The following is a 22,811-nucleotide window of genomic DNA, read 5'->3' on the forward strand; positions in this document are numbered from 1 at the left end:
CTACGCAGGGTGGCAATACCTGCCATTCATTTTATCGGACCGGTTGTCAATCCACCGCACATCGTGGAATCGCGTCCGGCGGCACACCGGAAGAAGGCATGGACGGACCGCCACATCCACCAGTCGAAGGATGTGTTGACAACAAATGAATTCCTCTGTTCCGACCGCCGAGCTTGGCCCCCGGCGGGACAATCGCAGGCATCCTCCTCTCGTCGCTTTTTCCAGCTCAGCCGCCTTTTCACAGATGAAAATCCCGAGACGGCGCCTGCTGGTTCCCCATGAGCCATCCGTTCAAACATGGAAATGCGACAATCGACCTCGAAGATCATTTATGCCGCGCCGACGGCACCGCCAACAGCGAAAACAAGAAGGTGATCTTGGAGAATGGGATTCCCACCATGTGAGTAGCACGACCATGCGCACGTGCACCGTATCGTGCAATCTCGCGAAGCCGGCGCACAACGGCGGTTTTCGATCATCGACGGCACCCGGAAAAACCGGAAACACGAAGATTCACCCGGTTGCCTGTAACGGTTCCGGCCTCGTCGTGGACACGACGATCGTCGGTTGCCCGGGTGACTCCTTGGCGGTAAACGGGGTCAGCGGGTGCGTGCCACCCCGGCGAGGCCGCGCGACCGGGCGGCGTCCTTGCCTACGCCCTCGGTGTCCGGGTGCCATTGCGGCAGCCACACCAGACCGGGTTCGACCAATTCCAGGTCTCCGAAGAACTCGGCGATCTGCTCACGCGAGCGCATGATCGCGGCGTGATTGGTCCGGCGCCCGTACTCCCGCGCCACTTTCTCGCCGGCGTTCCGCGTCTCGACATCCTCCGGCGCGACGTGAATATGCGAGACCGCCAGAAAACTGCCCGGTGGCAGCATCGTGCGATGGAAACCGAGCGCGGCGTGCGGGTTCTGTTCGTCGGGCATGAAATGCAGCAACGCGACCAGCAGCAGCCCGATCGGCTGGGTCCGGTCGATCAGGCCCGTGTCGAGCACTCGGTCCCACAGCAGGCGCCGGTCGAAGAAATCGGCGTCCAATGCCGCGTGCCGGTTCGGGTCCGCGGTCTGCTCGAGCAGGATCTGCGCATGCGCTCGGGCGATCGGTTCGTTGTCGATGTAGACCACCCGGCATTCACCCGGCGCCACCTCGTCGGCGACCTCGTGCACGTTGCCCTGTGTCGGCAACCCGGAGCCGATGTCCACGAACTGCCGGATGCCTTGCCCGACCATGTAACGGACGGCACGACCGAGGAACGCGCGGTTCGCACGGGCGAAGTCCCGGATCTCCGGCAGCACCGCGAGCTGCTGCTCCGCGAAAGCCTGATCGACGGCGTAGTTGTGCGTGCCGCCGAGCAGATAGTCGTACACCCGCCCCACCGAGACCTTGTCCACCGAGGCGGCCACGCGGGCGGCGTCATCCATGCTCATCTTGTTCCCCAAGAGTCTTCGGCGAGTACCGGCACACTACCGGTCCCGGCGGGTGGAAACTGTGCGCATGGAGTTCTTCTGCTACCACCGCGACCGGCCCGGCTCCATGGCGCTGCGCGAAGAGCTGTCGGAAGAGCACTGGTCCTACATGGATCGGTACGCGACGGAGATGATCGCCCGCGGGCCGACCCTCGCCGGCGAGGCTGCCACCGGCAGCGTGCACATCGTCGACCTGCCGGATCCCGGCGCCGCCCGCGCGTTCGCCTTCGACGAGCCCAACTACCAGGCCGGCGTTTACCGGGACGTGCTGCTGCGCCGGTGGCGCAACACACTGGGGCGGACCATGTGGGATTTCCCCGGTGGCCGCACGGGTGGCAACCGATACCTGGTGCTGGGCCTCGGCACAGGACGGGCGGCCGACCTCGCCATCCCGGCCGATCGGGGCGAGCTGATCGCGTATGGGCCGCTGATGTCCGACGACGACACAAGGTGGTTGGGCACAGCCGCGTTGGTCCGGGCGCCGGACCCGGACACGGCACGCGCCGTCCTGACCCAGAACCGGTACGCCGACATCGAGGTCCACGACTGGCGGTTCGGGGGGCGGCCGTCATGAACCGAGGTTGCCGCGTGTCGCCCACCACAGCGAAGTGAACGACAGGTGGACCTTGGGATCCGCGTCGACACGGTCACCGACCGGATCGAGACGGTCCGGCCCCGGACATTCGCCAGGACCTTCCGGGTTCACCGCCGTGCTCGCTCGCCAGTGGAATGTCGGCACCAGCACATTCCACCGATCGGCCCGTTCCTTGAACCACTGGTAGGTTCGGGACAGGGGTTGAGGCGCCAGCCCTTTTGGCACCACCCCTGAGCAGGAGTATCGATGACGATTGACGTCGCGCGGACCCACCCCCGTCCGGCGAAGCCGGACATCGGGCCTGCCGATGACTGAACCGGTGATCGCCGCCCCCGCCGGGCGGAGCTGGGACACCGCTCCTTCCCCCGCCCTGGTCGTCGACGGCGACGGGAACCTCCGGGACCTCAACGACGCCGCCCGCGCGCTGTTTCCCGGGGCGAGGCCAGGGCTCCCTTTCCGGCACGGTGTGCCGTCCTGGCTTTCGGACGCCGACGGGCTCGTTCGAGGCGAGACGGGAGGCCGTAGCTGGACGGCGTCGCGGGTACCGCACGACGGGGTCGTCACCTGGTGGCTTACCGACCAGACCGAAGCCGAAGCCGCTCGTGACCTGCTGCGACAGGAACGGCAGCGCGTCGCGTTCCTCACCGACGCCTCGGCGGCATTGCTGAGCTCGCTCAACGTCGAACGCTGCATCGAGGTGGCCGCGCGGCTGGCCGCCGAACACCTTGCCGGAGCCGCGGTGGTGCTGGCCCCGCCGGTTCAGGGTGCTCATCCGGCGGCGGCGTGCGTCCGCGGTGAGGCGGTGTCGCTGTGCAGGCTGACCATCGAACCCTCGGAACTACCGGGTCTGGACGAGGCACTGCGCGGCTTCCCGCCGGTGCCTTCGCGCTGGCTCGACCCCGGCGCCGCGCCGTCGTGGGTGCTGCCTGCCGGCTTCGGCCCGGCCACGTCGATCGTCGTCACGCCCTTGCCGGGACACGGTGTGCCCGCCGGGGCCCTGATCCTGCTGCGGACCGGTGACCAGGCGGCGTTCACCGAGCAGGAAGAGGTCTTCGCCCGGCTGTTCGCGGCCCGCGCGGGGGCCGCGATCTCGGCGGCCCGGATGTTCGCCCACCAGGCGTCGACGACCGAAACGCTCATGCGCGAACTGCTTCCGCCGCGGCTGGAGCAGCTCGGTGGCGTGGAATTCGCCGGGCGCTACCGGCCCGCCCAGGACGAGGATCGCATCGGCGGCGACTTCTACGACGTTCATTCCGCTGTCGACACCGGCGGCAAGGAGTCGCTGGCCGTACTCGGCGATGTCTGCGGCAAGGGCCTCGACGCGGCCGTCCTGACCGGGAAGATCCGGACGACTCTGCGCGCGTTGCTCCCGATCGCCGAAGACCACCATCGGCTGCTGAGCCTGCTGAACGCCTCGCTGATGAGCCAGGACGGCAGCCGGTTCGCCACGCTCGCCCTCGCCTCTTCCCGGCGAGAGGGCGACGGGGTGTGGGTTCGTCTCACCTGCGCGGGACATCCGCCGCCACTGGTCGTCCGCTCGGACGGTGCCGTCGAAGAGGTGGACACCGGCGGCACTCTGATCGGCGTACTTCCCTCGATCCGGACGAGGTCCGCGGAGATCCTGCTCGCGCCCGGCGAAAGCTGCCTGCTCTACACGGACGGCATCGTGGAGGCCCGGGGTGGCCCGCTGGGCGACGAGATGTTCGGCGAGGACCGGCTGATCGCGGCCTTGGCCGAATGCGCGGGCCTGACGGCGGAAGCGGTCGCCGAACGGGTGCACATGCTGGCCGCGCAGTGGATCGGCCGCCGGTCGCACGACGACATGGCGGTGCTGGTGATCACCGCGCCGCCTCTCCCGCCGAGGCCCGCGGCCCCGTGACCGCCGAGTACTTCGAACGACTGTGGCAGGCGGTGACCACCGGCGACGAGTACGCGGCCGGGGAGGTCGTGGTCCAGGCGCTCGGCGCGGGGCTCGACGCGGAGACCGTGCTGCTGGACATGGTCGGCGCCGTCCAGCGCAAGGTCGGCCACGAATGGGCGGCGAACCGGCTCACCGTGGCGCAGGAACACGCCGCGACCGCGATCAACGACCGGGTGCTCGCGGGCTTCGGCTCTGTGCTCCCCAAGCCGCGGGAGCACCGGGGTCGCATCACGGTGGCGTGCGTCGACGGCGAATGGCACGCCATGCCCGCACGTCTGCTGGCCGAAGTGCTGAAGGTCCGCGGCTTCCGGGTCGACTATCTCGGCGCCCAGGTGCCCGCGCCGCGGCTGGTCGCGCACCTGCACCGCACCGGGCCCGACGCGGTGGCACTGTCGGCTTCGCTGGCCACCCGCCTGCCCGCCGCGCACGCGACGATCACCGCCTGTCGAGCGGCCGCGACCCCGGTCATCGCGGGCGGGGCGGCGTTCGGGCCGGACGGCCGGTACGCGCGCCTGCTCGGAGCGGACGCCTGGGCGCCGGAAGCGCGGGCGGCGGCCGATCTGCTGGCCTCTCCCCTGCCCCGGCCCCGTGCCGGGCATCAGCCGCTCGACGACCTGCCGCATCTCGCCGATCAGGAGTACACCCTCGTTTCCAGCACTTCGAGCGCGCTGGTGAAGGCGATTCTGGCCGGCCTCGAAGACCGTCTCCCGGCGATGCGCGAGTACACGAGCCGCCAGCGGCAGCACACCGCGGAAGACCTCGCTCACATCGTCGAATACCTGGCGGTCTCGCTCTACGTGGGTGACGAAGAACTGTTCACCGAGTTCCTCGCCTGGACCGCGGAAATCCTGTCGGCACGCCGGGTCCCGGCCGGTTCCCTGCTGCCCGCGCTGGACCTCCTGCGCGCCGAACTGCACGACTTCCCGCGTTCACGGGCGATGATCGACACCGCGCGCGTACGGGTGAGCAACGCCCTCTCCTCGTGAATCGCCGCCTTCCACCGTCGGCTTGTCCTTGAGCGTCTGACGGTCCGCCGGGGCGGCGGTGACCTCGCGGGTCTCGCGGAGGATCAGCAGGCCGGTGACCACCATCAGGGTCGCGGTCAGGCCGTGAACGCCGAACGCGGTGGCCACGGAGCCGTGGTGGGCCAGCACGGTGGTCATGTCGCCGTACGCGGCGAGGGCCTCCACCAGCAGCACCCAGCCCAGCGCCCGGCGGTGGCCCGTCACCAGCAGGATGCCGAGGACCAGTGCCAAGACGACGTCGCGGATTCCCTTGATGATCAGGAAGCCGCCGCCGTCGCCGGGCGGCCAGCTCGGCAGGCCGAAGCCCGGCGCCGTCGTGTCCGGGCTCAGGATGAACTCCGCCCCGAACCAGAGGATGAAGAGGACGAAGGCGGCGGTCAGGACGGTGTTGATCTTCTTCAGCGACATTGTCGTCTCCTTGCGAGGTGCGGGGTCAGGCCGCGCGGACGCGGCGGATGTGGCGGGCGTAGCGGGGGCGGCCGACGAGGTGCCAGATGCCGCGTACCGGTGCGGGGAGGGCGGCCAGGAGCGTGGCGCGCTCGGCCGGGTTCGCGTCCTCCAGGACGAGGCCGAAGAGCGTGAGCATGGTGAGCTTGGGCGTGTTGGCCAGCATGTGATCGCCCAGGGAGGCCCATTCCTCGTCGGTGCTGTGCTTGGCCGCGAGCGGAAGAAGAGTGGTCTCCTCGTCGTCGAGGTGCTCGAGCAGGACCGCCTGGTGATCGGCGAGGACCGCCACGAGGGTGTCGCGCTCGTTGGCGCCGGCGGTGGCCTCCCACGCCGGGACCGCGGCGTCCAGCCTGGTCAGCGTGGCCGCGATGCGCTCGTGCTGGGCTTCCATGCGCAGGACGATGTCCGCCTCCAGATCGACCCGGGAGAGCAGCGGCGGCCACAGCAGCTCGTCCTCACCCTCGTGGTGGTTCTTCAGTCCCAGCCGGTAGTCGCGGAAGTGGTCGGCGATCACCTTGGCGCGAGCGGTGTCGCCCGGGGCGACCGCCGCGACGAGTTCCTTCAGCAGCCGCGACTCGCGGCGGAAGGCGCGGTGGACGATCTCCATGTCCTGGGTGTTGACGGTCATCTGTTCCTGCCCTTCATCTGTTCGACGCGCTCAAGCCTGCTTCCGGGGGTTTGGAAGGCATTTGGAGCCGACTTGGAACGCCTGAGGCGGGCCGCGCATACGATGTGCCACGTCATGGTGTTGATCCGGGTGTTGGGCTCGTTCGCGGCCGAGGCCGGCGGCGAGTCCGTTCCCCTCGGCGGACCGCGGCAGCGTGGCGTGCTGGCCCTGCTGGTGGCTGCGCGTGGGCAGGTCGTGTCGGTCGACCGGATGGTCGAGGACCTGTGGCGCGGCGAACCGCCGTCGCGCGCCTTGGTGTCGTTGCAGGCGTACGTGTCCAACCTGCGCCGCTTGCTGGAACCCGGCCGCCCGCCGCGGGTCCCGGCCCGCCTGCTGGTGACCGCGGCGCCCGGCTACGCACTACGGCTGCCACCGGGGGCGGTGGACGCATGGCGCTTCGAGGAGCTGCTCGACGAGGCCCGCACGCTCACCGATCCCCGTGCCGCCCGCGCCCGGCTGGACGAGGCACTGGCGCTGTGGCGGGGACCAGCGTTCGCCGAGGTCGCCGATGAGCCGTGGGCCACTGCCGAAACCGCCCGGCTGAACGAGCTGCGCCTGATCGCCCGCGAACTGCACATCACGGCGGGACTGCGGCTCGGCGACCCCGCGGCGGTGGTACCCGAGGCGGAGCGCCTCACCCGCGACGATCCAATGCGCGAGGCGGGCTGGCGCCTGCACGCCCTCGCACTGTGGAGCAGCGGCCGCCAAGCCGACGCCCTGGCCTCGCTCCGCCGCGCCCGCGCCACCTTCGCCGACGAGCTGGGCCTCGACCCCGGGCCGAACCTGGTGGCCCTGGAAGAGGCGATCCTCACCCAGCGCACGGACGTCCTCCGCGCAGCCGTCCCCCCATCCCCAGCCGACCCGCTCCGGGCAACCGAGCCGACGCGTTCGAACAGGCCAGGCGCGCCGGCGTTCGTGGGGCGGGAGGGTGAGCTGGCGGCGCTGGTGGCGGCCGCTGGGGAGGCCGCCACCGAGGGAGCGCGCGTCGCGCTCGTCACCGGGGAGGCGGGGCTCGGCAAGTCGACGCTGCTGGAGCACCTCGGCACGCGACTCGGACAGGACGGGTGGCTCGTGGCCACCGGGCGCTGTCCCGAGGTGGACAGCGCGCCGCCCGCGTGGGCGTGGGTCGAGGCGCTGCGCAGGGTGGCCGTGAACGTCCCTCCAGGGGAGTTCGCGGACGACCTGGCGCCGCTGCTCTCCGACTCCGTGCCGGTGGACGGCGACGCGGCGGCCGGGCGGTTCCGGCTGCGGCAGGCCGTGTGGAACTGGCTCGCGGCAGTCGCCGCCGACCGGCCGGTCGCCGTCGTCCTCGACGACCTCCACTGGGCGGACGCCGCCACGCTGGAACTGCTCGGCGGCGGTGTCGGCGCGCAGGCCCCGATCTTGATCGTCGCGGCCTACCGCGCGGACGAGAGCGAGCACCTCACCGACACGCTCGGGTCACTCGCCCGCAGCGCGCCCCTCCGGCTGGATCTGCCCGGGCTGAACGGCGACGCCGTCGCGGAGCTCGTCCGCGCCGAGTGCGAGGCCGACGACGCGACCGTGGCCGGGATCGCCGAACGGACCGGCGGCAACCCGTTCTACGTGCGGGAGAGCGCGCGGCTGCTGAGCGGCGAGGGCGCGCTGGTCGCGCTGTCCGAGGTCCCCGAAGGCGTACGGGATGTGCTGCGGCGCCGGCTGGCGAGGCTCCCCGAGAGCGGCGTGTCCGTCCTGCGGCTGGCGGCGGTGGCCGGCCGGGAAAGCTCGGTGGACGTGCTCGTGAAGGCCGCCGACGCCGACGAGGACGGCGTGCTGGACGCGCTGGACGCGGGCATCATCGCCGGCTTGCTCGACGAGCCGGCGCCCGGGCGCGTCCGGTTCGTTCACGCCCTGGTCAGGGACACGCTCGTCGCCGACGTCAGCCGGCTGCGGGCCACCAGGATGCACGCCCGGATCGCCGCCGCCCTGGAGAGCACCGGCGACGTCGCGGCGCTCGCCTATCACTATGCGCGAGCGGGATCACCGAAGGCAGTCGGCTATTGCGTACGGGCCGCCGAGCTCGCTGAGGCGCGCTACGCCCACGACGTGGCCGCCACGCTCCTCACCGACGCCGTCACCAACTCCAGCGAACCGGACGAGCGTGTCGGACTGCTCGGCAGGCTGCTGCGCGCGCAGATCAGGGCCGGGGCCGTCGCCGCGGCCAGGGACACGCGCGAGCAGGCCGTGGAGTACGCCGAGTCGATCGGCCGCGACGACCTGATGATCGCCGCGTTCACCGCCTGGACCGAGCCCACCTCCTGGCAGGCCCGCACGTACGGCACGATCGACCGTCCCATCGTCGGCCGCCTCCGCCACCTGCTCGGGCGGACCGACCTCGCCCCCGACGTGCGGTCCCGCCTGCTCACCGCGTACGCCAACGAGCTGGTGGGCGAGGACGACCCGACGGTCATGGCGGCGGCGCGGGAAGCACTCGACCTCGCCACCGATCCCCGCCTCCGGGCCGCGGCGCTCTGGGTCCTCGCCCGCGACCCCGGACGGGAGGACTACGCCCGCGAGCTGGTGGAGATCGGCGTCGAGCACGACCTGCCCGTCTACCGCGTGAGCGGGCTGCTCAACCAGGCCGTGAACGCCGCCACGGCCAACGACCCGGCGACCATGCGCCGCGTGACCGGGGAGGCACTCGGCCTCGCCCGCGCCTACCGGATGCCGGAGGCGATCGGCGCCGCCGAGATCGCGCTGGCGACCCTTGTACTCATCGAGGGCCGGTACGCCGACGCCGAGCGCCTCTACATCGAGGCCACCGAACGCATGGACCGTGCCGGATCGGTACACGTGGGCTTCCTCCCTCTCGTGCAGGCGGCGATCTGGCTGAACGACGGCACGCTCGGCGACCACCTGGACGACGTGCGCACTCTCCACGAGGCGCTCGGCCCGATGGTCGCCGACCTGCTCGCGCTCGCCCTCCACGCCGCCGGCCGCGGCGACGAGGCACGCCGGGCTCGCACGTCACCGAGCCCGATCCGGCCCGACTTCTTCTTCACCTTTCTCACAAGCCTGCGCGCGATGGCGATCGTCGCCCTGAACGACCATGACGCTGCCGAGGAGATCTACGCAGAACTGCTCCCCCACCGCGACGGCCCCCCTGCCGGCGCCGTGAGCCTGTCGCTGGCCCTGCGTCCGGTCGCCCACACCCTCGGCCGACTCGCCCTCCTCCTCGGTCGCGCCGACGAAGCCGCCGCCCACTTCACCCAAGCCGCCACCATCGCCGACCGGTGGAACGCCCCCCACTGGTCCGCCGACGCCCGAACACACGCCGATCTCGCCCTCAGTGCCATCGACCGGGCGACAAGATCCGCTGACTCATCCCGGCCGGGGTAGCGGTTCGCTGTGGTCTCGTCGGTGCGCTAGGTGGCGTCCCAGTAGTAGCGCACCGTCGACAGATCACCTCGGGCTAGAGCAGCGGGGTCGCCGAACAGATGCGCGATGCCGTGGTCGCCCCATCCAGTGTCGTACACATCCTCGTCGATCGTGATCAAGACCTGACCGGCAGGCTCACTGCTCGAAGGATAAGCGCGCCGCCCGCGTGGGTCTTCCTGGGTGAAGCCGGCACTGCCCCCCAGCGAACTACCGTGGACGAAGTCGTCACCGAACGAGCCGTGACGGCCGAGGACATGGAAGTTCCATCCGTTATGCAAAAGATCCAGTGCGTGGTCACTGCGTTCACCGCCCAGCACGGCCAGTTCGCGGACCAGCCTCGCGAGATCCCCTTCCTCGGCAAGGTCGAACTCGGCCAGCTGCGGAAGCGCCCGGCCGACTGTGAACCTCACGCCACGCGCCTCGACGGGGATGAAGGGGGCGTGCACACCGGGATCCTGGCTCGCCATATGCCATGGTGTCGGCGACGACGGCGACGCCACCGAGCGCGCAGCAGTGTCTGGATACCAGCGAACCTCGAACCCTTGCGTCCCTTTCGTCTCCCCGTGTGTGAGACCGAAACTCGGGCTGTCGGCGCCGACGAACCATTGGAACAACCCTGCCGACGGGAAGCCAGGCAACGGGCCGACATCGGCGAAATTGACCTGAACAACACAGAACATCGGTACGTCATTGTATTGCGGCCACGGCGCACCTTCAGGCAGGTAAGGATGACCAGCCAGATAGGACGCCACAGCCGACACAGGCCGGCCTCCATCCAGCCGCAGATCAGCGGCGGGAAGGGAAACCTGGTGGAGAAGCGGCCGCAACTCGTCGATCACTTGCCGACGTCGTGTCTCGTCGACGAACCGCTTCACACCTCCGACAATACAACGACGGAACCAGCGATCACGGCTACCGGAACACTCCCACCATGGAATTGTTTTCAGTACTCGAGGTAAGCGCTGAGCGGTCTCGACCGCACCGTGACGCCAAACTGGACGCGATGATCCCGGCCCGGCGATGCCTGGCTGTTTCTGCCGGCGGCATGCACCCCGGCTGGCGCGCCGGTCTCGCCGGCCGACCCGATGTCACCTTCCGCGTTTACCCCGCCGACGATCACCTGTTCTTCCCCTGCACCGAACTGGCGACGTCAAAATCGGACCATCCGGCATGCGAAGTACGTAAGCGGCTCTTCAGCCGGTGCCTAAGTCAGGCTCGGCTATCTGGATGCGTACCGTGTGCCGGAGACCGGTCTCCGCCTTGATCAGCTGTCCTCTGGGTTTCGCCGGTGCTCTCGTCGCGGTCTTCCTCGCACGGGCGGGCGACGGCTCACCTCAGCCGCTCGTTTCCGTGTTGCTCATGGTCGCGGTGATCGACGCCGTCGCCTTGCTCGGCACCGCACGGGCCGCTTTCGTCACCGCGACGATCTGCTGGCTCCTGCACTCCTGGCTGATACTGGGGCATCCGTCCGGGCACGCCGCTCTCGTGTTCGCGCTGAATTCCTTGGGCGCCACCGGTTTCGCGTTCCTGTCCCGGGGCGTCAGCGCGGCATCGGGTTCACCCGATTCGGTGTCAAGAACCCGTCAACGTCCTCGAACCGAAGACCAGCGGAACCCCACGCTGACGGCGTGACCACGACACTCACCCGCCCCGAGAGCGGGACCGACCGCTCCGAACGCCACCGCCTTTCCGTCGTCGGCGGGCTCGCCGCGCTGTCCTTGGACGCGATGGCGTCGGTCGCCTACGGACCCGAGGCCATCGTCATCGTGCTGGCGGTCGCCGGTGGTGCGGGGCTGGGCTTCACCGTTCCAGTCACGCTCGAGATCGCGGTCCTGCTGGGCGTGCTGACGCTGTCCTACCGTCAGGTGATCGCCGCGTTCCCCGACGGTGGCGGCGCCTACGGGGTCAGCCGGACCTACCTCGGGCGCCGGGCCTCACTGGTCGCGGCGGCGTCGCTGATCGTCGACTACGTGCTCAACGTCGCGGTATCGGTGGCCGCCGGGGTGGCCGCGCTGACATCGGCCTTCCCCGGGCTCCTGCCGTACACGCTGTGGTTGTGCCTCGGTGTGCTGGCGTTGGTCACCGGCGTGAACCTGCGCGGCATCGCCGAGAGCGCCCGGATGTTCGTCGTGCCCACTGTGATCTACGTCGGCGCGATCCTGACCGTCATCGTCGCCGGCCTGTTCCGGTCCGGCCCCGCCGCGGCGGTCGTCGCACCGGAACACGCGCAGAACCTGCAGACGGTCGGCATTCTGTTGCTGCTCAAGGCTTTCGCGAACGGCTGCGCGGCACTGACCGGAGTCGAGGCCATCGCCAACGCCGTACCGTCGTTTCGCAAGCCCCGGGTACGGCGCGCGCAGCACGCGGAGATCGCACTGGGCGGCCTGCTCGGCGTGATGCTCCTCGGGATCGCCGTACTGATCGGCAAATTCGCCATCCATCCGGTGGACGGCGTCACCGTGCTCTCGCAGGTGACGACCGCGGCACTGGGCGACGGCTTCGGTTTCTACCTGGTCCAGTTCTCGACCGTGGTCCTGCTCGCCCTGGCCGCGAACACGTCCTTCGGCGGCCTGCCCGTACTGGCCCAGCTGCTCGCCAAGCACAACAAACTGCCACATGTGTTCGCCTTGCGCGCCGAACGCCAGGTGTACCGCTACGGCGTCGGCTTCCTCGCGATCACCGCGGCTCTGCTGCTCGTCATCACCGACGGCGACATGAACACTCTGGTCCCCCTGTTCGCGATCGGGGTGTTCGTCGGGTTCACCCTCTCCCAGATCGGGATGGTCCGGCACTGGCGGCGGAACCGCCCGTCCGGCTGGCGGGGAAAGGCCACGCTCAACGGCCTCGGCGCTCTGCTCACCGCAGCCGCGGCGATCGTGGTCACGACGACCAAATTCGGCGAGGGCGGCTGGCTGATCGTCGTCGCCTTACCGGTCCTGGTCGCGGCCATGGAATGGGTGGAACGAAGCTACCGCCGGATCGGCGAGCGGCTCGAACTCGGCCTGACCCCCGCTCCCCCGCGACCACACCGCTCACTCGTCGTCGTCCCCGTCCACACCGTCTCCCGCCTGACCCGTGACGCGCTCGCCGCCGCATTGTCGCTCGGCGACCACGTCGAGGCCGTGCACGTCATCCACCCCGAAGACGAACAATCGGCGCGGAACTTCGTCGCCGCTTGGGAGAAGTGGCACCCCGAAGTGGCACTGGTCCTACTCCACGACGAACGACGCCGTCTCGGCGAACCGCTGGTGGAACACCTCCGCACGGTCGCCGACCGGCACGTCTTCGTGCTCATCGCCGAGGTCGAACCGGAGCGTTGGTGGCAGCGGATCCTGCAGAACCAGCGCGGCGGCGTACTCGCCCGTGCCCTGCGCCGCCACTCGGACGCCGTCGTCTGCCGGATGCGTTTCCGGTTGGCCGCCCGATGAGCGTTGCCACAGAAGGAATAGGCCAAGTCCTGGTAGTCGAGCACCGTGAAGAGCGTTCGTGTTCCGGCCAGGCGCTACGCCATGTCGGCCAGCAGCAACGCCAAGCTTCCCAACGGGATCACGCTTCCGTCGCGCCGGGTGATCGTCTGGGCCAGCTGCCGGATCTCCGCGGCCCTGCCCGCGTCGACCTCCCGCGCCGGCTGGGCGGCGGCGTCGAGACGGGCGAGCCGGACCGCACGGCGAAGTCGCGCGATCTGCGCACGGTCGCCGGTGCGCGCCGCGATCACCACCGCGTCGTAGACGCCGGGGTCGAGCAGGAGCGCGGTGTCCGCGGTGATGGCCGGATCGTTCTCGTACCGTTCGCGTTCGCCACCCTCCCACAGCGCACCGAGCGCGCGCTGCCGTCGCCGCACTGCCTCCCGCCGCCGCTCCAGCGGAGTCACCTGACCACCGCGGCGATCCGGCCCGGCACTCCCGGGTGCGGCCGGGGCGCGGCGTTCCGCGTCGCCGTAGACGAGACGCATCCGCTCGGCCCACGATCGGAAGGTGGTTCCCGCGATGGGCGGATCAGGCAGTTCGGAAGGTAGGCGGGTGATGTCGCGTGTGTCGTCCTGCTCGTCGGGATCGGCCGGGATCCAGGCATGCAGCCGCCGCGCGAGGTAGCTCTTCAGCGGTCCGATCGTCGGTGTGTCGCGATCGCTCAGCCACGGCGGCCGCCGGGTTCCGTCCGGGTCGGTGTCCAGCATCCGCACGATCGCCTCGTTGCACCAGCCCGCCCGATACAGCGGAGCGAACAACGCGGTCAGCTCCCGGGCCTGGTCCCGGGGCCAGCGAGCGTTCCCGATCAGCGTCAGGACCGCCGCGGTGATCTGCCGGTCGTTGCCCGGGACGACCTTGCCGGGCCACGAGCGGATCTGCCCCGACCATCCGCCGGCACTGCCACGCGCGGCGACCTGCAACTCGGCGGCGATGATGCCCGGTACCGGGCTGGGTTCGGCGACTGGCTGACTCATCGGACTGACGTGACTTCCTGTGAGCGGGACCGGCGGCGTCCCCTGATCGTGCCATCGCCCTCCGCTGTGGGCTCGCAGCACCAGCCCCGTGTCGCCCACAGCTTTGTCCCGTTGTTTTCTCGCCAGGGTGGCTACTTCGGGTCTTCGGTTTGCCAGGGCGTGCTCACGAGGCCCCCACCCGACCGGTGTCGTAGGCCCACATCGCGATCTCGACCCTGTTCCGGGCGCCGATTTTGGTCAGCAGGCTGGCGACGTGGGTCTTGGCGGTGGTCAAGCCGATGAACAGCTCGGCGGCGATCTCGGCGTTCGTGCGGCCACTGGCGACCAGCGTCAGCACCTCCTCTTCGCGTTCGGTGAGCGGCTCGATCGGCTGGATCCGTCGGCTCGACGGTTCCCTGCCGGCGAGCGTGGCCAGCAGCCGCCGGGTGATGTTCGGCGCGATCAGGGCATCGCCGACGGCGGCGGCATGGACGGCCTGGACGAGCAGCTCCGTCCCGGCGTCCTTGAGCAGAAAGCCCCGGGCTCCGGCCCGGAGCGCGCCGTGGACGTACTCGTCGAGGTCGAACGTCGTGATCACGACCACCGCGATCGGGTCCGGGACACCCCGCCCGGCGAGGAGCTTGGTCACCTCGATGCCGTCGAGGCCGGGCATCTGGATGTCGACCAGGCACACGTCTGGGCGGAGCCGACGCGCCAGTTCGACGGCGGCGTGGCCGTCGGCGGCCTGGCCGACGACCTCGATGCCGGGCTGCGCTTCAAGGATCATCGAGAGGCCGGTGCGCACCAGATCTTGGTCGTCGGCCACCAGCACGCGCACCGTCATCGGCGTACTTTAGTCGGCAGTTCGGCGTCGACCGTCCACCCGCCCTCGGGCGCCGGGCCGGCATGCAGCGTGCCGCCGAGCAGCTGCGCACGCTCGGTCATCCCCAGCAGCCCGAAACCGTGGTTCACCGACCGCGCCGGGTCGATCCGTCCGTCGTCGGTCACGCGCAGCCGCAGCATTCCCGCGCCGTCCACGACCCGGATCTCCACCCGCGAGGCGTCGCGGGCGTGCCGCAGCGCGTTGGTCAGCGCCTCCTGCGCCAGCCGGTAGACCGCCGCGTCGATCTGGGGCGGAAGTTCGTCCAGCTCGTTCGGCAACTCCACGTCGACGATCGGGGCCGGGGCGCGTCTGGCGAGGGATACCAGGTCGGCAACGCCGGGCTGGGGCGCGAACCCCGCCGGCGCTCCGTCGCGCAGCACGCGGACCATCGCCCGCATCTCCGCGAGCGTCCGCGACGCTTCCCCTTCGATCGCCGCCAGCACCTCGAGCGCGGCCTCGGGTCGCTGCCCGGCGATCGCCCGGCCCGCCTGCGCCTGCACAGCGATCGCCGAGACGTGGTGGGCGACGATGTCGTGCAACTCGCGCGCGAGACCGACCCGCTCCTGGCCGCGGATCTGGTCCGCCTCCCGGCGCCGGCTGTCGGCGCGGTAGCGGAACGCCGCTCCACCCGCCGCCGCGGCCGCGAGGATGGCGAACCCGCCGAAGGTCTCGGTCGGCCCGACGTGGTCGGGGACCATACCGATTCCCGCCGCGACCGCCACGACCACCAGCCCGATGACGATCTCGCGCCCCGAGCCCCAGCGAACCAGCGCGTAGACGAACACCAGGACGTAGATCATCGTGTCGAGGCCCACGCTCGGGATCCCGCCCAGCAGGCTCGCCAGTCCCAACGCCATCGCGGTGCCGAAAGCCACCACGACACAAGCCAACGGATGGGTACGCCGCCACAGCAGCACCGGCGCGAGTCCGACCGCCACGATCGTCGCGAACGGCCGCCAAGCGACGTCGTCCCGGAGGACTCCTTCGAGCAGCGCCGTCACCATCAACGCCCCGACGAGCACCCAGTCGCGCGAAACCCGTTCGGGAGCGTCCGTGGCGCGCGGCTCGGCCCACAGTGAGCGCAGGGCATTGGTGGTCACGCGCCCAGCCTAAGGACCGCCGAGGCGTCGGGGACCGACCGAAAGAACGAGACGCCGCTCCTCCCCACGGCCGGGACGGGTCCGGCCTCGACGACGATGTGCCCGCCGCCCGGCTCGGCGATCGTTGGCCCACCGGTCCACACCACGACAACGGAGCCCACGATGAGAACACGTCGACCCACCACGACCGCACTGGACGAGCAGCGGATCCCGGTGAGAGCCAAGCTCGCCACAGCGTGGACGAGCCTCGTGCTCCTGTACGCCTACGTGGACATCCTCGCCTTCTTCAAACCCGGTGTCATCAAAGACATCGAGGCCGGCGTCGTCTTCGAGTTCGACATCAGCCAGACGTTGTTCACCGTCTTCCTCACGCTCATGGCGATCCCGACCCTCATGGTCGTGCTGTCGATGACCCTGCCCGCCCGGGCGAACCGCACCACGAACCTCATCGTGGCCTCGATACAGGTCCCCTTCGCGGCGTTCAACGCGGTCGGCGAATCCTGGAGGTACTTCTACGGCCTCGGCGTCGCGCTGGAATTGATCGTTCTCGCCCTCATCCTCCGGTACGCCTGGACCTGGCCCACGCGTGAACCCAAGCCCAGTTCCCGTTCTGGGAGCCCGGCTCACCCACCTATTCCGTTGGCCGGGGCGGGCGGCGCGGCGGGAATCCGGCCCGACTCCGGGCCGGCGTTGGCGTCGAAGGACATGCCGGAGTAATCGGGGTCCAGCACGGAGATCGCGTACGTGGCGGGCGCGGCCACCACGGCCGCGACCCCGACGACGAGCCCGGCGGTGACCAGACGGGGCGAGGTGGTCCTGACCACGCGCACCAGGACAAGTGCGACGACAGCGGTCACGCCGAGCGCGAGCGCGCCCCATTTCGCCCACGGCAGGAAATTCGGGTAGTGCGACCAGAGCCACGCGGCCCAAACCACTTCGGCCGTCACCGCGATCGGCAACAGCCAGGACTGCTTGCCGCCCTTCCGGTACGCCCGCCAGAACAATACGAGGCCCAGGGCGGAGAGTGCGGCGACCGCCGGCGCGAGCGAGGCCACGTACGCGGTGTGCGGGACATCGGCGACGCTGAAGACCAGACCGAAGGTCAGCAGCCACACTCCCCACATCACCAGCCCGCCGCGCACCGGATCGATGCGCTCGGCCCCGCGCCGCCACCACAATCCGCACAGCAGGGCCAGCAACGCGAGCGGATACAGCCAGCCGACCGCGACGGCGAGGTGCCCGTCGAACAGTTTGACCCAGCCCTTCTGGACCGGTCTGCTCGTCGCCTTCGTCGGGTCCTCATCGGGATTTCCCCGCATGGCGGGAAGGATGTCACGTTGCCCGGACGACCGCCGCGGGTCGATCTCGCCGCCGTCGTTGTCGAACTTCCTGGCGCCGGGCAACTGGATGCCCAGATGCCCGAGGCCGTTGTAGCCGAACACCATGGCGACGGCGCTGTTGTTCGTGCTGCCGTCGACGTACGGCCGGGCATCGGGCGGGGTGAAGGTGTACAGCGCGATCCACGACAGCGATACCGCCAACGTCACCGCACCGGCGACCACCACGTGCTTCACCCGGCGACGCAACCCGGCCGGCGCACTCAGCAGGTAACCGATCGCCAACGCGGGCAAGATCGTCCACGCCTGCAGCATCTTCGCCTGGAAACCCAGCCCCACCCAGACCCCGGCCCAGACCAGCGACCGCAACCGCCCCTCCAGCACCGCCCGCTGATAGGCGTCGACAGCCAATACCAGGCACATCACGAGCGCGCCGTCCTGCATGCTGTGCCCGAACATCGACGCGGCGACCGGCGTCAGCGCGAAGATCCCGGCCGCCAGCAGACCGGGCACCACACCAGCCCAGCGCCGCACCACCCGGTACATCACCAGTACCGAGACCACGCCCTCGATCACCTGCGGCAACGCCAGCGACCAGGCGTGAAACCCGAAGATCTTCGCAGAGACCACCTGTGGCACGAAGGAACCGGCCAGTTTGTCCAAAGTGGACGTCTCGTCCACGGCCCCGAACAGGAACGCCTTCCAGCTGCCGGACATGGTCTTCACGGCGTCCGAATACAGCGGCGCGAAGTCCACCGTCGGCAGATTCCACGCGTACAGCACCGCTGCCACCGCCGCGATGCCCAGCAATACCGGCCGGGCCCAGCGCGGCTGATCGGCAGGCGAACGCCAGACGGCCCAGCGATGGGACCTGCTTTCGGATACGACGTCTTGGGACAACGGAAGACGGGCAAGTGTTTCGGGCACTCCGATACCTCCAGGCGCGGCAAACCGGCCGAGTCGTTTCAGTGCTTCCCCAGTGTGCGAATCGGCTCCGCACGCGCGCTGCGGCCGGAGCTCTCGCCGACTCCGACGTTATCCACGAATGATCGTCACCCATACCGCCGATCGGATCTGCGGAGCCGAAAACACCTGTCGACACACGCCTGTGACGGATATCGTCTGTGCAGGAGGGCCGGGTTTCCCGTCCCTCGCAGGTTTCTCGCTCGGATGTCCGCTGCCGGGCCTCCAGAACGGAGCACTCTCGTTTACGACCGCGTCCCGCCGAGCGACGAACACTCGCGTTCGGCCGCCTCGCCTGCCGACGACGACTTCGCCCTCGCTCCCGGCGAACGCCTGCTCTGGGAAGGCGCGCCGAAACACGTCCGGATCGCCAGGAAGCAGGATCTCGTCGTCGTCTCGTTCCTGATCGTGCCGCTCTATTACCTCTTCCCCACCTTCGACAAACCAGGAGGATGGTTCATCTTCGGCCTCACCGCGGGGATGATCGTGGTCAAAGGGGTGCACCGTTACCTGGCCATGCGCGCGAGCGCCTACATGGTGACCGACAGGCGCGTGGTCGCCTGGGCCCGCGGACAGCAGACCATCTCACGCTCTCTCGGCGAGCTCGGGCCGCCACAGGTGAAGGAGCACAAGAACGGCACCGGGACCATCACCTTCGGCGGACCGGGCGCACCGCTCGTCTCGGTCGACGAAGACCCGCCGCCAGGCACCCCGAAACCTCCGCCGTCGCCCGAACTCGACGGCATCGAGCAGTATCGCCAGGTCCTCGACCTCATCACCAAGGCACAACGCCGGTCACGGCGACCGCGCCCGACCGGCGAAGACGGACTCGGTTCCGTCTGATCTCGACACAGTCACAGCTCCTCGACGAACAAGCGGAATCGCGGAGCACTACGCTTCAGGCAAGAAGGAAGGCATCGGCTGAAGGGCACGGACGTGGAACACACCACGGTCAGCGGCCACGAGCGACCGGACGGGGCCGGGTTGCGGATCGTGGACCTGACCGGCACGTCCGGGATACAGGTCATCGGAGTGATAGATCCGGCGACCCGGCCGAGGTGGGAGCAGAGGTTGGACATGCTGGTGGCGGCCGGTGGCGGGACGATCGACCTGTCCCGGCTGGCGTTCGCCGACGTGCGAGGAGTGAGTGCCCTGGTCGACGCCGCCCGCCGGATCCGGCCGCCGCGCTCGCTGACCGTCCGGCACGCGCCCGAACCCGTACGGAAAGTGCTGCGCCTCTTCTGGGCCGAGGAGTACATGAAACTCCTGAACGAGGGTATGCGCCCGTGATGAGCCCGACCACCGAGACCGCGGGCACCGACCCGTTCGTCCACCCCGCGCTGTTCTACCGCGGACAGGACGACTACCTCGCGGGCACCGTCCCCTTCATCCGGCAAGGCCTGGACCGCGGCGAACCGGTCGCGGTCTCCGTGCCTGGTCCCAACCTGGAACTCCTGCGCACCGCGCTGGGCCAGGACGCCGAACGAGTGCGGCTGCTGGACATGACCGAGGAAGGCCGCAACCCCGGCCGCATCATCCCCGGCGTCCTCCGGGCGTTCGCCGACGCCTATCCCGGCCGGCACGTCCGCATCATCGGCGAGCCCATCTGGGCGGAACGGTCCGAGCTCGAATATCCGGCCTGCGCCCAGCACGAAGCGCTGATCAACCTCGCGTTCACCGGCCGCGAGGTCACCATCCTCTGCCCCTACGACGTTACCCGCCTCGACGCCCGCGCACTCACCGACGCCGAAGCCACCCACCCGCTCCTGATCGACTCCACCGGCGAACGCGCCAGCAGCGGCTACGACCCCGGCCGCATCATCGACGGCTACAACACCCCTCTGCCCGATCCCGCGCCCATCGAACCCTCCCGACACACCACTCTCGACGCCGTCACCGGCGACACCGTCTCCCTGGCCCAAGCCCGCGCGATGGCCCGCGACCAGGCACGCCGGGCCGGTCTCACCGACGAGCGAGTGGAAGACGTCGAACTCGTGGTCGCCGAACTCGTCGCCAACAGCGTCGACCACGGCGGCGGGCAAGGACGGCTCGCGATCTGGCCGGAGGACGGCCTGCTGGTCTGCGAAGTCCACGACGCCGGCCACCTGACCGACCCGCTCGCCGGACGGCAGCCCGCTCCCCCTGGGCAGATACGAGGCCGAGGACTCCTGCTCATCAACCACCTCTGCGACCTCGTCCGAGTCCACACGGGCCCACACGGCACGACCGTCCGCGCCTGCTTCGCCACCCCAGGACACTGACTCCCGTCAGATCGATGGCGCGATTGCGTTTCGGCCGATCCGGGTACTAGAAGGATCATGTGGATGGTGCTGGTGATCCCGCTGCTGCTCATGTCCTTCGCGCTGCTGATGGAGCGCGTCGAGGCAGCCATGCCCGAACGGGATCCCAGACGCTCCCCCGAACCGACCTAGTCACCACCCGGGCGGCCGCCTCCGGTCAGGCCCGGTTGCGCCAGACCTGGTTGCGCGCCGCGAGGCTGCACGGCCACTGGATGAGCTGGACCCCGCTGGTGGTGGAGCTGCCAGGTATGTCCAGGCACTTACCCGACCGTACGTTCTGGATGTAGTGGTAGTGCCAGCCGCCCTCGGAACGGATGTGGCGGAACTGCCACAACTGGCTGCCGCCGGAATCGGATCGGCAGTCCCAGAGGTGGATTTCGGCTCCGGCGGCGGTGCTCTTGTCGGTTACGTCGAGGCACTTGGAGTTTCCGCTTCTGACCTGTAGTTGAAAGGTGTTCTCCCGGTTGAAGTCCTGGGAGAAGTGCCACAGCTGGTTGGTGTCCCCATGACAAGGCCACTGGATGGCTTTCGCGCCTTTGGGCGTGGCCTTGGGCCCGTTGCCGTGCGCGTCGAGACATTGGCCGTTCAACGCGCTGACTATCGGCGAGTCGATCACCGCCGAGGCAGGCTGGGCGGTCAGCAGGGCGGCGGCCAGTACCGCCGAGCAAACGGCGGCCATTGTGCGGAGGTTGGTCACGGCTTTCGGGCCTTCCGGTGGGCGGCTGGGTCGGTTTCGTACTTTGTGGACCCGTGACCCTATTTTGATTTGCAGGAAGCCAGATAGCGATAGTCCGAAACAGAATCAGTCATTCGGGTGGCCGTGCGGGCTTCACAGGGCCCGGCAGCCGGTCAATAAAGATCGAGAAGGACGAGCGTGCTTTCTTCGACCTTGACGTGTCCGGCTTCGACGAGATCCGCGGCACGGGCGAGGAACGCGGCCAGCGACGGCGCTATCGGCTCACCGAGGTCCGGCACGTTGGGGCGGGACACGACCTGTCCGAGAGTGCCGAGTTCGCCGGGATCCAGGTCCAGGAAGTAGCAATCGCCCTGGAAAGCGAGGAACGGCAACCAGGATTCCGACCATACCGTCCACCGGAGGCAGGCGGGTTGCGCGACGGGTTCGGCCATGTCGCTGACCACCTCGGTGAGCATCCGGTGCATATCGATGATTTCGTCGATGGTCAGGAAATGGTGGAAGTTGAGCGGGCCGTTCAGTTGGTCGGGGTCGTCTTGACCCGCCGACACGCGCAGGAGGTCACACAGTTCGACGGGTAGGGCGAGCCCGGTCTCGGTGGCGAGCCGGTCGAGTTCCGGCTCGGACGCGCCGGGCAGGAACGGTGCGGTGCCGGGCAGTTCCCGCTCGATGATGCGCCGCAACCGTGCGAACTCGCGGGCGGTCTGGTTCATGGCGGCCAGTATTCACCACGGCCGGGCAAATCCGGATGACCTTGGCCCGGTCCGGCCAGTAGTCTCCACCCGAACCGGAAAACAGGGGGAGCCAGCGTGTCCAGCCACTTCGGGGCGATCGGGATCGACGTCACGAGCCAGGAAGAGTTCGGGGAACGGGTCGTTTCCCTGATCGGCGCGGGCACCGCCCGCCGGATCACCAAGAAGATCAGCGAGCACGTCTGGACCGACCCGTCCGGTGCCCGGCTGGTCGCGCAGGTCCACAATGGTCAGATCGAGTTCCTTCTGCCTTGTCTGGCAAGCAAAGCGCCCGCGGTTCCGGTGGGCGGCGTTCGCCTCGTCGACGACGAGACCGCGATGCTCGACCTGCTGGACGGTGTCGGTGGGGAAATGATCTGCCCCATCGCGGTCGAACTGGAGGACCGAGCGATCCTGGCCCACTCCGGCGGGCGGCTCGAGTCCGGCTCCCTGGTGCTGGCGGCACTGGCCGAGGAAGTCACCGTGCACGCCGACGCCGACGCGTACTCGGCCTCGCAGGACGGTGAGCTGGAGTTCGCCGCCGACCATTTCATCCCGTCCGGCACCTTCTCGCCGGGAGAACCCGCGCCAGGCTGGGTGCCCTCGGCCCACGCGCTGTTCGCCGGCGAGGTCGTCGAAGTCGAAACCCCCGTGAACACCGTCACCGGCACGGCATTCCACCGGATCCGGGTCCGCACCATCGCGGCCATCGAACTCGACGTCGCCATCGCGACCACCGAGCTCGAACGGCCACCCGCACGCGGCAACATCGTGAACGGGACCTTCTTCCTGACCGGAAGTCTGGGTCTGCGGCCGGAAACCCCCGTGAAGCGGCGGAGCTGGTTCCGGCGGTGAGAACGCCG

Annotated in this window: 21 protein-coding genes; 11 read left to right on the forward strand and 10 right to left on the reverse strand. The window is 69.5% G+C overall.

Annotated elements, in window-relative coordinates; translation table 11 throughout:
• Window positions 1-599 precede the first annotated feature (599 nt).
• On the reverse strand, window positions 600-1,424 hold the full coding sequence (locus AB8M46_RS22710) for an SAM-dependent methyltransferase (RefSeq protein ID WP_394361744.1): 825 nt from the start codon (window positions 1,422-1,424) through the stop codon (window positions 600-602).
• A gap of 73 nt (window positions 1,425-1,497) precedes the next feature.
• Between AB8M46_RS22710 and AB8M46_RS22715 the strand changes: the two genes are divergently transcribed.
• The 3 genes from AB8M46_RS22715 (at window position 1,498) to AB8M46_RS22725 (ending at window position 4,971) form a co-directional block, all read left to right on the forward strand.
• Complete coding sequence (locus AB8M46_RS22715; RefSeq protein ID WP_037339136.1) at window positions 1,498-2,043, forward strand: YciI family protein; 546 nt, start codon at window positions 1,498-1,500, stop codon at window positions 2,041-2,043.
• Window positions 2,044-2,371: 328 nt separating this feature from the next.
• Window positions 2,372-3,943: a SpoIIE family protein phosphatase gene (locus AB8M46_RS22720; RefSeq protein ID WP_394361469.1), complete on the forward strand. Its 1,572-nt coding sequence runs from the start codon at window positions 2,372-2,374 to the stop codon at window positions 3,941-3,943.
• The gene (locus AB8M46_RS22725; RefSeq protein WP_394361470.1) at window positions 3,940-4,971 is read left to right on the forward strand and encodes a B12-binding domain-containing protein; all 1,032 of its coding nucleotides are present in this window, start codon (window positions 3,940-3,942) and stop codon (window positions 4,969-4,971) included. The genes AB8M46_RS22720 and AB8M46_RS22725 overlap by 4 nt, the downstream gene beginning before the upstream one ends.
• Here AB8M46_RS22725 and AB8M46_RS22730 read toward each other — a convergent pair.
• Together AB8M46_RS22730 and AB8M46_RS22735 are read right to left on the reverse strand one after the other, a co-directional pair.
• Complete coding sequence (locus AB8M46_RS22730; RefSeq protein ID WP_394361471.1) at window positions 4,915-5,418, reverse strand: DUF4267 domain-containing protein; 504 nt, start codon at window positions 5,416-5,418, stop codon at window positions 4,915-4,917. The genes AB8M46_RS22725 and AB8M46_RS22730 overlap by 57 nt on opposite strands.
• Window positions 5,419-5,443: 25 nt before the next feature.
• Entirely contained in the window at window positions 5,444-6,085 is a 642-nt protein-coding gene (locus AB8M46_RS22735; RefSeq protein ID WP_394361472.1) for a hemerythrin domain-containing protein, read from the reverse strand.
• Between the two features lie 114 nt (window positions 6,086-6,199).
• Here AB8M46_RS22735 and AB8M46_RS22740 point away from each other — a divergent pair, with 114 nt between their 5' ends.
• Complete coding sequence (locus AB8M46_RS22740; protein WP_394361473.1) at window positions 6,200-9,481, forward strand: BTAD domain-containing putative transcriptional regulator; 3,282 nt, start codon at window positions 6,200-6,202, stop codon at window positions 9,479-9,481.
• Between the two features lie 26 nt (window positions 9,482-9,507).
• On the opposite strand, the gene AB8M46_RS22745 is transcribed toward AB8M46_RS22740, so the two are convergent.
• A complete protein-coding gene (locus AB8M46_RS22745) occupies window positions 9,508-10,395 on the reverse strand; it encodes a DUF1963 domain-containing protein (RefSeq protein WP_394361474.1) in 888 nt (295 codons plus the stop codon).
• Window positions 10,396-10,747: 352 nt separating this feature from the next.
• Here AB8M46_RS22745 and AB8M46_RS22750 point away from each other — a divergent pair, with 352 nt between their 5' ends.
• Both AB8M46_RS22750 and AB8M46_RS22755 read left to right on the forward strand, forming a co-directional pair.
• Window positions 10,748-11,152, forward strand: coding sequence for a hypothetical protein (locus AB8M46_RS22750; RefSeq protein ID WP_394361475.1), 405 nt, complete (start codon window positions 10,748-10,750; stop codon window positions 11,150-11,152).
• Entirely contained in the window at window positions 11,149-12,948 is a 1,800-nt protein-coding gene (locus AB8M46_RS22755) for an APC family permease (RefSeq protein WP_394361476.1), read from the forward strand. The genes AB8M46_RS22750 and AB8M46_RS22755 overlap by 4 nt, the downstream gene beginning before the upstream one ends.
• Before the next feature lie 74 nt (window positions 12,949-13,022).
• Here AB8M46_RS22755 and AB8M46_RS22760 read toward each other — a convergent pair whose 3' ends face one another.
• The 3 genes from AB8M46_RS22760 to AB8M46_RS22770 form a co-directional block, all read right to left on the reverse strand.
• On the reverse strand, window positions 13,023-13,961 hold the full coding sequence (locus AB8M46_RS22760; RefSeq protein ID WP_394361477.1) for a hypothetical protein: 939 nt from the start codon (window positions 13,959-13,961) through the stop codon (window positions 13,023-13,025).
• 163 nt (window positions 13,962-14,124) lie between these two features.
• Window positions 14,125-14,784: a response regulator gene (locus AB8M46_RS22765; protein ID WP_394361478.1), complete on the reverse strand. Its 660-nt coding sequence runs from the start codon at window positions 14,782-14,784 to the stop codon at window positions 14,125-14,127.
• Window positions 14,781-15,923 carry a sensor histidine kinase gene (locus tag AB8M46_RS22770; RefSeq protein WP_394361479.1) on the reverse strand — a complete coding sequence of 381 codons (1,143 nt, stop codon included), beginning with the start codon at window positions 15,921-15,923 and terminating at the stop codon, window positions 14,781-14,783. Before AB8M46_RS22770 ends, AB8M46_RS22765 begins: the two co-directional genes overlap by 4 nt.
• Before the next feature lie 162 nt (window positions 15,924-16,085).
• Between AB8M46_RS22770 and AB8M46_RS22775 the strand changes: the two genes are divergently transcribed.
• The gene (locus AB8M46_RS22775; protein ID WP_394361480.1) at window positions 16,086-16,640 is read left to right on the forward strand and encodes a DUF6326 family protein; all 555 of its coding nucleotides are present in this window, start codon (window positions 16,086-16,088) and stop codon (window positions 16,638-16,640) included.
• Here AB8M46_RS22775 and AB8M46_RS22780 read toward each other — a convergent pair.
• A complete protein-coding gene (locus AB8M46_RS22780) occupies window positions 16,547-18,187 on the reverse strand; it encodes an ArnT family glycosyltransferase (protein ID WP_394361481.1) in 1,641 nt (546 codons plus the stop codon). The two genes, AB8M46_RS22775 and AB8M46_RS22780, sit on opposite strands and share 94 nt — an antisense overlap.
• Before the next feature lie 243 nt (window positions 18,188-18,430).
• Here AB8M46_RS22780 and AB8M46_RS22785 point away from each other — a divergent pair, with 243 nt between their 5' ends.
• The 3 genes from AB8M46_RS22785 (at window position 18,431) to AB8M46_RS22795 (ending at window position 20,484) form a co-directional block, all read left to right on the forward strand.
• On the forward strand, window positions 18,431-19,066 hold the full coding sequence (locus AB8M46_RS22785; protein ID WP_394361482.1) for a hypothetical protein: 636 nt from the start codon (window positions 18,431-18,433) through the stop codon (window positions 19,064-19,066).
• Between the two features lie 93 nt (window positions 19,067-19,159).
• A complete protein-coding gene (locus AB8M46_RS22790) occupies window positions 19,160-19,513 on the forward strand; it encodes an STAS domain-containing protein (protein WP_052120638.1) in 354 nt (117 codons plus the stop codon).
• Window positions 19,513-20,484 (forward strand): anti-sigma factor RsbA family regulatory protein, encoded by a 972-nt coding sequence (locus AB8M46_RS22795; RefSeq protein WP_394361483.1) that lies wholly within the window; start codon window positions 19,513-19,515, stop codon window positions 20,482-20,484. The genes AB8M46_RS22790 and AB8M46_RS22795 overlap by 1 nt, the downstream gene beginning before the upstream one ends.
• Before the next feature lie 196 nt (window positions 20,485-20,680).
• On the opposite strand, the gene AB8M46_RS22800 is transcribed toward AB8M46_RS22795, so the two are convergent.
• Window positions 20,681-21,202, reverse strand: a complete 522-nt coding sequence (locus AB8M46_RS22800; protein ID WP_394361484.1) for an RICIN domain-containing protein — start codon at window positions 21,200-21,202, stop codon at window positions 20,681-20,683.
• A gap of 170 nt (window positions 21,203-21,372) precedes the next feature.
• Window positions 21,373-21,930 (reverse strand): SMI1/KNR4 family protein, encoded by a 558-nt coding sequence (locus AB8M46_RS22805; protein WP_394361485.1) that lies wholly within the window; start codon window positions 21,928-21,930, stop codon window positions 21,373-21,375.
• A gap of 96 nt (window positions 21,931-22,026) precedes the next feature.
• On the opposite strand from AB8M46_RS22805, the gene AB8M46_RS22810 reads away from it, so the two are divergent.
• Window positions 22,027-22,803 carry a hypothetical protein gene (locus AB8M46_RS22810; protein ID WP_394361486.1) on the forward strand — a complete coding sequence of 259 codons (777 nt, stop codon included), beginning with the start codon at window positions 22,027-22,029 and terminating at the stop codon, window positions 22,801-22,803.
• Window positions 22,804-22,811: the final 8 nt, after the last annotated feature.

Source organism: Amycolatopsis sp. SB7-3 (assembly GCF_041021335.1).
In the GTDB taxonomy this organism is placed as follows: domain Bacteria; phylum Actinomycetota; class Actinomycetes; order Mycobacteriales; family Pseudonocardiaceae; genus Amycolatopsis; species Amycolatopsis japonica.